The following is a 12,372-nucleotide window of genomic DNA, read 5'->3' on the forward strand; positions in this document are numbered from 1 at the left end:
ATGTGTGCGATTTACAAAAAGGAACTGCGGGCGTATCTGACCTCCATGACCGGCTACATCTTCATGGCCGTGCTGTTGGCTGTCACCAGCCTGTACTATGTGGCCAACTGTCTGGTGGGCGGCTACCCGGCCTTCGGAGCTGTTCTCTCCTCTGTTTATTTTGTATTGCTGATTATTGTGCCGGTTCTGACCATGCGGAGTATGGCTGAGGAAAAACGCCAGAAGACCGACCAGCTCTTGATGACAGCGCCGGTTTCCCTTTGGAAAATTGTGTTGGGCAAATACCTGGCCATGGTGACGATTTTCCTGATTCCCATGGCGATTTTGTGCCTGTATCCGCTGATTCTGCTGCAATTCGGAAGCGTCTCATTGCCTATGGCCTATACTGCGATTCTGGGCTATACCCTGTTCGGCGCGGCGTGTCTGGGAATCGGGCTGTTCCTGTCGGCCCTCACCGAAAGCCAGGTTATCGCGGCGGTGCTGACCTTCGGCGTCCTGTTCTTCCTGAACATGGCCTCCGGCATCGCCAATGTCATCGGAGCCAGCGGCGTCCTGGCGTCGGTTTTGAACGCCCTTTGCATCTACCAGCCGTTCATTAATTTCGTGCAGGGGATGTTCGATCTGACTGGCGTCCTGTACTATGTGACGGTCATCATTCTGTCCCTGTTCCTGACAGTGCAGCTCATGCAGAAAAAGCACGGCACCTATCGGGCCAGCATGGTGGTCTTCGGCTGCGTGGCTGCGGTGCTGGTGAATCTGATAGCAGGAAAGCTGCCGTCCCAGTACCTGAAATACGACGCCAGTGACCAGAAGCTTTTCACCACCGGCGACCAGACGGCGGAGATTGTAAAAGGCCTGGACGAGGATATTACCCTCTACCTGATTGCCCAGCAGGGCAGCGAGGACGCCACCTTACAGGAATTGCTGGATCGCTACGCAGGATTATCCTCCCACATCAAGGTAGAGACGAAGGATCCGGTGCTTTACCCGAATTTCGCCTCCCGGTATACCAGTGAAAATCTGTCCGAAAACAGCGTGCTGGTGGTGGGACAGAACCGTTCAAAGGCTGTGGATTACTATGATATCTATCAGTATAGTATGGATTATTCCACTTACAGCAGCTCCTTAAGCAGCTTCGACGGCGAGGGTCAGATCACCAGCGCCATTGCCTATGTAACCGCCGAGGATATGCCGGTCGTCTACACGCTGACCGGTCACGACGAGGCAGAGCTGAGTACCACAGTCACTTCTTCCATTGAAAAGGAAAATATTGAATTAAAATCCTTGAGCCTGCTGACGGAGGAGGCTGTGCCGGAGGACGCGAAAGCTGTTATTATCTACGGTGCGATTTCCGATATTTCAGCGGATGAGAAAAATAAACTGGAAACCTATCTGGAGCAGGGCGGACAGCTTGTGATGCTGACTGGCTACACGGACAAGGAAACGCCGAATCTGGACAGCCTGCTGAGTGACTATGGAATCGCTCTGGCAGAGGGTCTGGTACTGGAGGGCGACAGTCAGCATCACCTGCCCAATTATCCCTATTATCTGCTGCCGACGATTCAGAGTTCCACGTATACATCGGACGTCAGCTCCCGCAATGTTCTGCTGGCCTTTGCCCAGGGCATGACAGAAAGCCCGGATATCAGTGACGATCTGACCTATGAAAGTCTGCTGACCACCTCCGCCCTGTCCTATTCCAAGACCAACCTGGAATCCGAAAATCTCGATCAGGAGGAGGGCGATATTGCGGGGCCCTTTGACCTGGGTGCTGTCGTCACCAAAACCATTGACGAAGACACAGAAGCAAAACTCATCGTGTTCTCTTCTGAGACTCTGCTGGATGAACAGGTAGACAATATGGTATCCGGCGGCAACAGCACAATGTTTCTGAATGTGATGAGTCAGTTGGTAGACCATGAAAACACCGTTTCTATCGAGCCCAAAAGTATGAGTACCGAATACCTGACGGTAAGTGCGGGCAGCGCTATTTTCTGGGGGATTCTGACGATTATTCTGCTCCCGCTGTTTCTGCTCATTACAGGGGGCGTTATCTGGTTTGGAAGGAGGAAACGGTAGATGACGAAAAAGAAAAGACAGGTAAAGCTGCTGGCGGCGATAGCCGCCCTGGCTGTCCTGACTCTTGTCTATGTTCTGGTTAGCCGGGCAGACTGGAATCATGAGGAAGACGAAACCACGGAAGAAATCGAGGTTTTAAGCGTAGCGCCTGCGGAAATCAGTGAAGCCGAGATCACGAATTCCTATGGCACCCTGTATCTAAGCTATGATGGCGAAACCTGGATCAGCCCGGATAACCCGGAGATGGATCTGAATCAGGATGCTCTGGCGACCCTGTGGAATCGGTTGAATCCGCTGTCTGCTGTCCGGGATCTGGGCGAAGCGCCGGAGGACTTAAGTGCTTACAGTCTTGCTGATCCGGCTGTCACGATCCGGATCATCCGCGATGACGGTACGGAACTTACTGTCTCTATCGGCAGTACGGCTTCGGATGGAAATGTGTATGTGATGACTTCGGAAAGTGATCATATCTATACCTGTGACAGTTATCTGGCGACGGCTTTTACGTGCAGCTTACGTGATTTTGAGGCGACTGTTGAGGAAGAACCGGGAGATAGCGAGTCTGCGGAATAGAAGGACGGACGGGTCGGGGCTTTAGAACCCACAAACCACTGGAAATGTGGAAGAAATTCCTTTATACTGAAAAAGACGTCTGTAAAGGAGAATTACTATGAAGATAAAAGCATGGAGCATCCTGCTCTCCCTTATCCTGACTTTGACGCTTATTTCCCTGGCTGTCGTCCTGACCCTGGCCTGCAAGCCACTGTATTATCTGGATATCCACGCACTCCATATTCCGGAAACTACCGGCTATACGATTTCGGAGATTAAAGCGAATTATGACGCAGTCATCGACTACAGCCTGAGCTTCGGAAATGCTCCGCTGGAATTTCCCACGTTTCCCATGTCGGAGGGCGGGCGCATTCATTTTGAAGAAGTAAAGAACATCTTCAATCTTTTTAAATGCATGGCTATCTTCGGTACACTGACAGGTGCCGCCGGGATTCTTCGGCAGCGCCGTAAGCAAAGCTATGGATATCTGAAGCTGACGGCTATCCTGACTGTGGCCCTGCCAGCCGTTATCGGAGCAACCGTCGCCCTGAACTGGGACTGGACTTTTGCCGCGTTTCATGAGCTCGCTTTCAACAATGACTACTGGCTCTTCGACCCTGCCACCGACCCGGTTATCAATATCCTGCCGGATGCGTATTTTCTGCACTGCGCAGTTATGATTCTGGTGCTGGTGATCCTGGGAAGCCTTATCTGCGGTCTGATTTACCGGCGAGTACAGAGAAAGAATGTGAAATAAGAAGAAAAACAGAAAGTAAAATAGAATGTAATATAGAGCGCAAACGGCTGCCCGACAGAATCACCTGCGGGCAGTGGGGATTAACGCGGATATGAAGCAGAGTATCGAAGATATCATGGAATGTTAGTTATAGAAATGAAACAAGAACAGAGGCTGTCACTTCATTCGTGGAGCGTTTCTGTCTTTCTAATAATATTAAATCGTGATTTATTTCTCCTCTTCCTTAATCTCCCAGTGAATCAAGAACGTCAGCGCAGCCCTGAGCGCAATAATTCCTGCCACCGTTCCGATTTCTTTCCAGTCCCGGACCACTACGGTTCGCAGGATCTCGCTTCCCAGCTTAAATTCCAGACCCATGGCCAGCCCCCGGGCCAGGGTCAGCTTTGTGTCCGGAGAGCGGTGCAGGTAACTCCAGAAGCCCCGCAGGCCTGAGAAAATGATAATGCCCACGCCGATAAATTCAAAGAGCAGAATCGCTCCGTCCACGATATTTTCCAGAATGAGGTGCAGTAATTCTAAAAATTCCATAGTAAAATCCCCCCGATTTTCTAAAGTAAGATAAGGACAGTATAACATAAGTTCACACATATTGATATAGGTTCCATCGTCATTGTCAACGCCCCCCCTGAAGTCACGCATGGAATTTACCAGATCATAGGAATTTCAGTTCCGAAAGAAGAGAGGCAGCAAGAAAGCAGCCGATGTTTTTTTAGCTGGGCAGTGAATGCTCGGGGGCGTTTTTTATGTCAAATTGCTGATTGACAAACTGTAGACTGAATGATAATATGCCATTAATAATACTACTAATAATATCAGAGGAGGGAAGAATATGTTAAAGAAAGAACTGGAGGAGAGCTACATACGTATACTGCAGAGAGAACTGGTGCCTGCATTGGGATGTACAGAACCTATTGCGCTTGCTTATGCAGCGGCAAAGGCCTGCAAAGTACTGGGACAGTTCCCGGAAAAAATGATTGTGTATTGCAGCGGTAATGTAATAAAAAATGTGAAAGCAGTAACGGTACCGAATTCAGGCGGAATGCGTGGAGTAGACGCAGCCTGTGTACTTGGGGCAGTAGGCGGAAATGCAGACAGAGAGTTAGAGGTTTTAGAGGATATCACAGAGGAAGACATAAAAAAGACAAGGAAGCTGTTAAAAACAGATTTCATTGAATGCAGGCTTCAGAAGGATGTGGAGAACTTATACATTGTAGCTGAGGTATATGCAAAAAATCATTCGGCAAAAGTAAAAATAGTCAACCGGCATACGTTAATTACAGAGATTGTAAAAGATGAAAAAGTAATCTATCAGATAGATATGGCAGCTGAGAACAGCAAGGAAGATTATGCAAAGCTGACGATTCGTGATATTTTGGAGTTTGCAAATACAGTAGCGACAGATAAACTGAAGAATGTTTTGGACAGACAGATAGAGATGAATCAGGCTGTTTCCAATGAGGGAATGAAGAATCCTTACGGTGCTGAAGTAGGAAGAACCTTAATGGAAAAAGCGGATTCAAGTGTACGGACCAGAGCCTGTGCCTATGCAGCTGCAGGATCTGATGCCAGAATGGGAGGCTGTTCTCTGCCAGTGGTGATTAATTCTGGAAGCGGTAATCAGGGAATGACAGTAAGTCTGCCAGTCATTGTATACGCAGAGTATCTTGGAAAGTCAAGAGAAGAATTATACAGAGCATTGATTGTAAGTAATCTGGTTGCAATTCATCAGAAGCATTATATAGGAAGCTTATCCGCGTTTTGCGGCGCAGTCATTGCAGCCAGCGGCGCGGGAGCGGCAATTACCTATATGATGGAGGGTTCTTATGAAGCAGTATCAAGAACCATTGTAAATACAGTTGCGAATGTCGGGGGCATTGTATGTGATGGAGCAAAAGCATCCTGCGCTGCTAAAATTGCCTCTGCAGTAGATGCGGCGATTTTAGCGCATAGCCTGAGTATGAAGGGACGTACGTTCCATGAAGGGGAAGGAATTATACAGGATACGGTAGAAGAAACGATACAGAGTGTCGGATATGTGGGCCGAGTGGGAATGAAAGAAACAGATCACCAGATCCTGAAAATTATGTTGAATCAGGTTCAATTTGAAAAATAAGATATGATTGGAGCATATAATCCGGAAAAGGGCTGTACATATCCGCAGCACCATGAATGCTATCAGATAGATGAGAGTATTTTAAAGCGCGGCGTGGCCATGTATGTGCAAATGGCCGTAGATTTTTTGAAACAGTAGATTTTTAATCTTCCGTTTGCTATAATCAGATAGAAAAGGAGGCTGTTTATGAAAAACGAAAAGAGCCTGAAGGACACAATCTATAACGCAATACTGGAAGATATATTTTCATTGGAATATAAACCTGGAGATATTTTAAATGAAAAGGCGCTGGTTGAAAAGTATGAGTGTAGTAAATCGCCAGTCAGGGAAGCACTTTTAGAGCTGTGCAAAGACAATGTGTTGCGCAATATTCCGAGATATGGATATGAAGTGGTAAAACTTACAATGGATGATGTGCGTGAAATGATAGAATTCCGCTATCTTCTGGAGGCGGGAATTCTTCGCAAGCAATATTCAGATCTGACGGAAGTTCATTTTTCTATTCTGGAAGATATAGATAAGCAGTGCAGAAAAAAAGAAAATACAATGTGGGAGCATTGGAGCTTAAACACGGAATTCCATCTGAAGCTGGTTGGATTTGGAAGAAATAATTTTGCGATGGAAGAATTGAAAAGGTGTATGGACAGATTAAAACGCGCATATACGAGATTTTGCTGGGAGCAATATGAGTTGGAATTGGAACTGGATACACGAAATCATGCAATGATTATACAGGCATTACGCGAGCGTGATATAGAGAAAGCGGTACAATATCTTGCAAGGGATTTGAACGATTTTGGCGGGAAAAATTACAGGTTTATAGAGGAAAAAAATATGTAAAAGACTGGCTGTTGAAGGCAACTTTAACAGCCAGTCTTTTAAAAGGATAAAGAGAGATGAAAAAAAGGATAACTGCGATTCCGGGAAGCCTGATGCTGATTCCAATGGCGATATCTGCGCTCGTATGCACTTATTACCCATTTCTTAGCAGATTAAAGAGCCCGGCTTCAGAGAGTGTCGGCTGTTGAAGTGGCAGCATGTCTGAGTAGTATGAGCCCCGGTGTTTATATAGCGCTGATGAATGAAAAAGGCGATGATGTAGACAAAGCCGGTTATACATTTATAAGTTTGGTATCATTGCCGTTTATCCCTGTTTGTTTTTTGAGTATTTCAGAAGGCAGTGGAATAGACTGGTGTCTGTCTCTGTCCCGGCAATTCTGGCGTCTGAACATATAGAATATCTGCCATATGTGGAAACTGCAACCGCTCAGATTGCGATGGTTGTATTATTAAGTACATTTATGACACCGGTATTCGTAAAAATATTGGACTCTAAAAAAGCATAAGAAATTTATAACTGTTCACATATTTTTAAGATTTATTTTCTTGACAATCCATAACAATCGTAATAACATATAGGATACTATATAGGACACTATATAGTATCCTATTTATTATGAAAAAATTCGCAGAAGGAGGATCAACCAATGAGGAGGGGGCCCAGCCCAATCAGCAAGCGGATTCGGATTATCAACAACAAGTTCCGCAAGCTGTGGGATAAAAATCTTCTGAAATACAACCTGACCGGCGTGCAGATGGAAATACTCTGCTACCTGAAATGCAATCCGGACAAGGAAATCCATCAGCGGGAGATCGAGTACTGGTTCCAGTTGAAAAACCCGACGGTGACCGGTATCCTGAACCGGCTGGAGGAAAAAGGCTATATCACCAGGCGGCGCAATCCGGCTGACGGCAGATACCGGATCATTGAAGTGACGGAAAAAGGCAATCAGGTCATGGAGGATATGGGAGAGGGAGCCAGAAATCTGGACGAACGAATCTACGCCTGTATGACGGACGAGGAACAGGCAAAGCTTCTGGAGCTTCTGGATCGGATTTTGGCGACTATGACGGAAAATGATGGAACAGAAGAACAGTTAGAGCAGCATAGAGAAAGAATCACACAAGGAGGACACACATGCTGAAGACATTAAAGGCCTATATAGGCGAGTACAAAAAGACGGCCATCTCAGCGCCGATTTTTATTGTCTTCGAGGTTATCTTTGAGATGATCATTCCGCTTCTGATGGCGGCTATCATCGACAACGGACTTGAGACAGGCAACATGAAATATGTAATCACGATGGGACTGGTGATGCTTCTGGTATCCTTTGCGTCCCTGTTCTGTGGATCCATGGCGGCGAAGCAGGCGGCCATCGCGTCTACCGGATTTGCGAAAAATGTAAGAGAGGGAATGTACAATCATATCCAGGAATTTTCCTTCTCCAATATCGACCATTTCTCTACCGCGGGACTGGTTACGCGTCTGACCACCGATGTAACGAATGTACAGAACGCGTTCCAGATGATGATGCGTATGCTGATGCGCGCGCCGGTCATGCTGGTTACGGCCATGACGATGACCTTTATCATCAACGCCAGACTGTCCTGTGTATATCTGGTGGCGCTGGTATTCTTAGGAATCGTCATTGCCTTCCTGATGGGCCGCGTAGGAAAATATTTCCGTGAAATGTTCGACAAATACGACGCCCTGAACGCGGATATCCAGGAAAATCTGACCGGTATTCGGGTAGTCAAGGCGTACGTGCGTGAGGAGCATGAGAAGCAGAAGTTCGGCAAGGCCTCCGAGGCCGTATACCGCTGCGCGGTTCGGGCCCAGAAGCTGATGGTCAGCATGATGCCCACCATGCAGTTTACGGTTTACGCCTGTATCATCGCGGTGTCCTGGCTGGGCGCCAGAACCATCGTGGCGGGCAATATGACCACTGGCCAGCTGATGAGTCTCTTTACTTATACGATGAATATCATGATGAGCCTGATGTTCATCGCCATGGTAGCCGTTATGCTGACCATGGCTAAATCCTCCGCAGAGCGTATCTGCGAGGTCTTAAATGAAAAGAGCAGCCTGACCAATAAGGAGCAGGCCGTCACAGAGGTTCCCGATGGCTCCATTACCTTTGACAACGTATCCTTCAGCTACCGGAACGACGAGGGGAACCTGAATCTGGATCATATCAATCTGGAAATCAAATCCGGCGAGACCGTAGGGATCCTGGGCGGCACCGGAAGCGCCAAGTCTACGCTGGTACAGCTGATCCCAAGATTGTATGACGTAACAGGAGGAAGCGTCCGGGTAGGCGGCATCGACGTCCGGGATTATGACCTGGATTCCCTCCGGAATCAGGTGTCCATGGTGCTTCAGAAGAATGTGCTGTTTTCCGGCACCATCAAGGAAAACCTGCGCTGGGGCGATAAGGACGCCAGCGATGAGGAGCTGATCCGTGTCTGTAAGCTGGCCTGCGCCGATGAATTTATCCAGCGCTTCCCGGAGCAGTATGACACCTGGATTGAGCAGGGCGGCAGCAATGTGTCCGGCGGACAGAAACAGCGTCTCTGTATCGCCAGAGCCCTGTTAAAGAAGCCGAGAATCCTGATTCTGGACGATTCCACCAGCGCGGTGGATACCCATACGGATGCCATGATCCGGAAGGCCTTCCGGGAGGAGATTCCCGATACCACCAAGATCATCATTGCCCAGCGTATCTCTTCCGTACAGGATTCGGATAAGATTATCGTGCTGGACGACGGTGCGGTTAGCGGTGTCGGAACCCATGCGGAATTATTGAAAAATAACGCAATCTACCGGGAAGTATACGAATCCCAGCAGAAGCCCACAGACAGCGAAGGAGGTGACGCAGAATGAGCAACAGCAAAAGACCTGGAGGTCCCGGAGGACCCAGAGGCATGAGAAAAGGCCCCAAGGCGAAAAACCCCATGAAGACGCTGAAGCGGATCTTCGCGATCATCGTAAAGGGTTATCCGATTCAGTGCGTACTGGTTATCATCGGTATCGTAGTCGGAGTACTGGCCAACGTATACGGCAGCTTATTTCTGCAGTCTCTGATCGATGACTATATCACACCCCTGGTGGGAAGCTCCGCACCGGATTTCACGCCGCTTTTGAAGGCACTGGCCACCATGGCAGTGATTTATCTGGTGGGCGTAGTCTCCAACTATCTGTACAACCGCCTGATGATTTACATTTCCGAGGGCAGCCTGAAAAAAGTAAGGGACGGACTGTTCGACCACATGGAGACCCTGACGATCCCGTATTTTGACACCCATACCCACGGAGACCTGATGAGTATCTACACCAATGATACAGATACCCTGCGCCAGATGATCAGCCAGAGTATCCCGCAGCTGCTGTCCTCCGCCATTACCATCGTCAGCGTATTCGCGTCCATGGTATACTTAAGCCCGATTCTGACCCTGATGATCATTGCCATGGTATTCGTCATGACAAATGTCATCAAGAAAATCGGCGGCCAGTCTGGCCGGTACTTTATGGCGCAGCAGCAGGATCTGGGTAAAGTCAACGGCTACATCGAGGAAATGATGGACGGCCAGAAGGTGGTAAAGGTCTTCTGCCATGAAGAAGAAGCGAAAGAAAAATTCAAGGAGCTGAACGACAAGCTCTTCGACAGCGCCAGCAACGCGAACATCTACGCCAACGTGCTGATGCCGGTAATGGGAAATATTGGAAATATCAATTATGTACTGACCACCATCGTAGGCTCTCTGCTGGCTATCGGCGGGATCGGCGGCCTGACTCTGGGCGGTCTTGCCTCCTTCCTGCAGCTGACAAGAAGCTTCAATCAGCCGATTGCGCAGATTGCCCAGCAGTTCAACTCTATCATTATGGCCCTGGCAGGCGCGGAGCGAATCTTCAACCTGATGGATGAGCCCTCTGAGCAGGACGGCGGTTATGTAACCCTGGTCAATGCCCGCTATGAGGGTGACAAGCTGGTGGAGGTGCCGGAGCGTACCGGTATCTGGGCCTGGAAGCATCCCCATCATGACGGTACCATCACATACACGGAGCTGAAGGGCGACGTAGTCATGGACGGGGTAGACTTCGGTTATACACCGGAAAAAACCGTACTTCACGACATTAAGCTCTACGCGAAGCCCGGACAGAAGGTGGCCTTTGTAGGCGCTACCGGAGCCGGAAAAACGACCATTACCAACCTGATTAACCGGTTTTACGATATTCAGGACGGAAAGATCCGTTACGACGGTATCAACATCAATAAGATTAAGAAGCAGGATCTGCGCCGTTCCCTGGGTATGGTACTTCAGGACAGCCATCTGTTCACCGGCACCGTAGCCGACAATATCCGGTACGGCAAGCTGGACGCCACCGACAGCGAGGTCAAGGGCGCAGCCATGCTGGCAGGAGCAGACAGCTTTATCAGGCACCTGCCCCAGGGCTATGATACCATGCTTACCGGAGACGGCGGCAACCTGTCCCAGGGACAGCGTCAGCTTCTGACGATAGCCCGGGCAGCCATTGCAGATCCGCCTGTTCTGATTCTGGATGAGGCGACCTCCAGTATCGATACCCGTACAGAGGCCATCGTACAGCGGGGTATGGACAGCCTGATGGAGGGCCGTACCGTATTTGTTATTGCCCACCGTCTGTCTACGGTCCAGAATTCAGATGTCATCATGGTGCTGGATCAGGGCCGAATTATCGAGCGGGGCAGCCACGAGGAGCTGATTGCCCAGAAGGGTAAATATTATCAGCTCTATACCGGAGCCTTTGAACTCTCATAACCTTAATCTCGAAAACCAGCTCTGTGGGGTTCGAAAAATCAGGGTGTCCGGCTTTTCGCGGATTGTGTGTGTCTGGGGCGAACAGGCTTGCCTGTCCGTTCCAGACATACATTGTCTGTGAAACGTCCGAACACACGATTTTTGAACCTCGCAGAGCGTCCGTCTTAAAAGGAGCTTTTATGCGAGAAAAATTTCAACATTTTATGCAGGGACGCTACGGCGCCGACCAGCTGTCCCGGTTTCTGACTGCCATCGGCCTGGTTCTGATTATTCTGAACCTGTTTGTCCACAGCAATGCGATCGTCTATCTGGTAATGGCTCTGCTTGTTTACTGCTATTACCGGATGTTTTCCAGGGATTATAACCGCCGTTACGCGGAAAATCAGAAATTCCTGACCTGGCAGAACAAAATAAAATACAAAGTAAATAACTGGAAAAGAAACCTGGCCGACCGAAAAACCCACCATATCTACAAGTGTCCCAGCTGTGGTCAAAAGATCCGTGTCCCCAAGGGCAAAGGCAAAATCATCGTAACCTGCCCCAAATGCCGGACGGAATTTCAGAAAAAAAGCTAAAACCCAAAAAGCAATGCAGTCTGTAAAAAGATTACATTGCTTTTTTAATAGAACAAAGTGGAAAAATAACATTTCCCTGTGTATAAAAAAATCAGGAACCGCTCATAATGTGGATAGAAACGGATACCGTCCAGCGACGGCAGAAAGGAGATTCTATATTATGAAGAGGTTCAGAAAATACACAGCAGGACTGTTGCTGCTTGTACTGGTCCTGGGCGTAAGCGCCTGTGGCAATTCCGACAACAACGGAGGCACCAACAAGCCGAACACCGAAAACAACGGAACAACCAATGATGGAGCCAATACGAACGGCACTACGAACAATGGCAACATCGTAGACGACGCCGTAGACGGCGCAGGAGACGCAGTGGAAGACGTAGGCGACGGCATCATGAACGGTGTGGACGACGTGGTAGACGGCACAGAAAATGTGGTGGACGATATGACGAATGGGACAACGAACACCAATAACGGCACCACAAACCAGACCACTCGTTAAGCCTGAAAAGAAAGCAAAAAGCAATGCCCTGCAGATCGAGATGGATTTGCAGGGCAATTTTATGGGAAAACCCGGTCTGACGGTGAGATTCTTTAAGATTCCTGTCTTGCAGACCAGGCCAAAATGCGCTATACTATAAGCTAAATCGGCGCGCGGG

General features: G+C 48.7%; 14 protein-coding genes. 13 read left to right on the forward strand and 1 reads right to left on the reverse strand.

The window, feature by feature from the left end; all coding sequences use genetic code 11:
- The 3 genes from OCV63_RS11850 to OCV63_RS11860 all read left to right on the forward strand — a co-directional run bounded on the left by OCV63_RS11850 (position 1) and on the right by OCV63_RS11860 (position 3,388).
- On the forward strand, positions 1-2,079 hold the full coding sequence (locus OCV63_RS11850; protein ID WP_158364127.1) for an ABC transporter permease: 2,079 nt from the start codon (positions 1-3) through the stop codon (positions 2,077-2,079).
- Positions 2,080-2,652: a DUF4340 domain-containing protein gene (locus OCV63_RS11855; protein ID WP_158364129.1), complete on the forward strand. Its 573-nt coding sequence runs from the start codon at positions 2,080-2,082 to the stop codon at positions 2,650-2,652. It abuts the gene before it with no gap.
- Positions 2,653-2,749: 97 nt separating this feature from the next.
- Positions 2,750-3,388 carry a TIGR01906 family membrane protein gene (locus OCV63_RS11860; protein WP_158364131.1) on the forward strand — a complete coding sequence of 213 codons (639 nt, stop codon included), beginning with the start codon at positions 2,750-2,752 and terminating at the stop codon, positions 3,386-3,388.
- A gap of 207 nt (positions 3,389-3,595) precedes the next feature.
- On the opposite strand, the gene OCV63_RS11865 is transcribed toward OCV63_RS11860, so the two are convergent.
- A complete protein-coding gene (locus OCV63_RS11865) occupies positions 3,596-3,916 on the reverse strand; it encodes a DUF1622 domain-containing protein (RefSeq protein ID WP_158364133.1) in 321 nt (106 codons plus the stop codon).
- A gap of 301 nt (positions 3,917-4,217) precedes the next feature.
- Between OCV63_RS11865 and OCV63_RS11870 the strand changes: the two genes are divergently transcribed.
- From OCV63_RS11870 to OCV63_RS11905, 10 genes are all read left to right on the forward strand, one after another.
- Positions 4,218-5,501: an L-cysteine desulfidase family protein gene (locus OCV63_RS11870; RefSeq protein ID WP_158364135.1), complete on the forward strand. Its 1,284-nt coding sequence runs from the start codon at positions 4,218-4,220 to the stop codon at positions 5,499-5,501.
- A gap of 3 nt (positions 5,502-5,504) precedes the next feature.
- Positions 5,505-5,639: a hypothetical protein gene (locus tag OCV63_RS11875; RefSeq protein WP_262670834.1), complete on the forward strand. Its 135-nt coding sequence runs from the start codon at positions 5,505-5,507 to the stop codon at positions 5,637-5,639.
- 48 nt (positions 5,640-5,687) lie between these two features.
- A complete protein-coding gene (locus OCV63_RS11880) occupies positions 5,688-6,341 on the forward strand; it encodes a GntR family transcriptional regulator (protein ID WP_158364137.1) in 654 nt (217 codons plus the stop codon).
- A 174-nt stretch (positions 6,342-6,515) separates the two neighbouring features.
- Positions 6,516-6,737, forward strand: a complete 222-nt coding sequence (locus tag OCV63_RS17770) for a 2-keto-3-deoxygluconate permease (protein WP_416862036.1) — start codon at positions 6,516-6,518, stop codon at positions 6,735-6,737.
- Positions 6,695-6,847: a 2-keto-3-deoxygluconate permease gene (locus OCV63_RS17775; protein WP_416862037.1), complete on the forward strand. Its 153-nt coding sequence runs from the start codon at positions 6,695-6,697 to the stop codon at positions 6,845-6,847. Before OCV63_RS17770 ends, OCV63_RS17775 begins: the two co-directional genes overlap by 43 nt.
- A 141-nt stretch (positions 6,848-6,988) precedes the next feature.
- Complete coding sequence (locus OCV63_RS11885) at positions 6,989-7,486, forward strand: MarR family winged helix-turn-helix transcriptional regulator (RefSeq protein WP_158364143.1); 498 nt, start codon at positions 6,989-6,991, stop codon at positions 7,484-7,486.
- Positions 7,480-9,225 carry an ABC transporter ATP-binding protein gene (locus OCV63_RS11890; RefSeq protein WP_158364145.1) on the forward strand — a complete coding sequence of 582 codons (1,746 nt, stop codon included), beginning with the start codon at positions 7,480-7,482 and terminating at the stop codon, positions 9,223-9,225. Before OCV63_RS11885 ends, OCV63_RS11890 begins: the two co-directional genes overlap by 7 nt.
- Positions 9,222-11,141 (forward strand): ABC transporter ATP-binding protein, encoded by a 1,920-nt coding sequence (locus OCV63_RS11895; protein WP_158364147.1) that lies wholly within the window; start codon positions 9,222-9,224, stop codon positions 11,139-11,141. Before OCV63_RS11890 ends, OCV63_RS11895 begins: the two co-directional genes overlap by 4 nt.
- 179 nt (positions 11,142-11,320) lie before the next feature.
- The gene (locus tag OCV63_RS11900) at positions 11,321-11,716 is read left to right on the forward strand and encodes a hypothetical protein (RefSeq protein ID WP_158364149.1); all 396 of its coding nucleotides are present in this window, start codon (positions 11,321-11,323) and stop codon (positions 11,714-11,716) included.
- Between the two features lie 160 nt (positions 11,717-11,876).
- Positions 11,877-12,215 carry a hypothetical protein gene (locus OCV63_RS11905; protein ID WP_262670835.1) on the forward strand — a complete coding sequence of 113 codons (339 nt, stop codon included), beginning with the start codon at positions 11,877-11,879 and terminating at the stop codon, positions 12,213-12,215.
- The last annotated feature ends 157 nt before the right edge of the window (positions 12,216-12,372 follow it).

Source organism: Laedolimicola ammoniilytica, from assembly GCF_025567165.1.
GTDB lineage: Bacteria > Bacillota > Clostridia > Lachnospirales > Lachnospiraceae > Laedolimicola > Laedolimicola ammoniilytica.

Excerpts from the sequence above, each read along its gene's own strand:
- OCV63_RS11850 (WP_158364127.1), top strand. The coding sequence starts at position 1 with ATGTGTGCGATTTACAAAAAGGAACTGCGGGCGTATCTGACCTCCATG.
- OCV63_RS11855 (WP_158364129.1), top strand. The coding sequence starts at position 2,080 with ATGACGAAAAAGAAAAGACAGGTAAAGCTGCTGGCGGCGATAGCCGCC.
- OCV63_RS11860 (WP_158364131.1), top strand. The coding sequence starts at position 2,750 with ATGAAGATAAAAGCATGGAGCATCCTGCTCTCCCTTATCCTGACTTTG.
- OCV63_RS11865 (WP_158364133.1), bottom strand. The coding sequence starts at position 3,916 with ATGGAATTTTTAGAATTACTGCACCTCATTCTGGAAAATATCGTGGAC.
- OCV63_RS11870 (WP_158364135.1), top strand. The coding sequence starts at position 4,218 with ATGTTAAAGAAAGAACTGGAGGAGAGCTACATACGTATACTGCAGAGA.
- OCV63_RS11875 (WP_262670834.1), top strand. The coding sequence starts at position 5,505 with ATGATTGGAGCATATAATCCGGAAAAGGGCTGTACATATCCGCAGCAC.
- OCV63_RS11880 (WP_158364137.1), top strand. The coding sequence starts at position 5,688 with ATGAAAAACGAAAAGAGCCTGAAGGACACAATCTATAACGCAATACTG.
- OCV63_RS11885 (WP_158364143.1), top strand. The coding sequence starts at position 6,989 with ATGAGGAGGGGGCCCAGCCCAATCAGCAAGCGGATTCGGATTATCAAC.
- OCV63_RS11890 (WP_158364145.1), top strand. The coding sequence starts at position 7,480 with ATGCTGAAGACATTAAAGGCCTATATAGGCGAGTACAAAAAGACGGCC.
- OCV63_RS11895 (WP_158364147.1), top strand. The coding sequence starts at position 9,222 with ATGAGCAACAGCAAAAGACCTGGAGGTCCCGGAGGACCCAGAGGCATG.
- OCV63_RS11900 (WP_158364149.1), top strand. The coding sequence starts at position 11,321 with ATGCGAGAAAAATTTCAACATTTTATGCAGGGACGCTACGGCGCCGAC.
- OCV63_RS11905 (WP_262670835.1), top strand. The coding sequence starts at position 11,877 with ATGAAGAGGTTCAGAAAATACACAGCAGGACTGTTGCTGCTTGTACTG.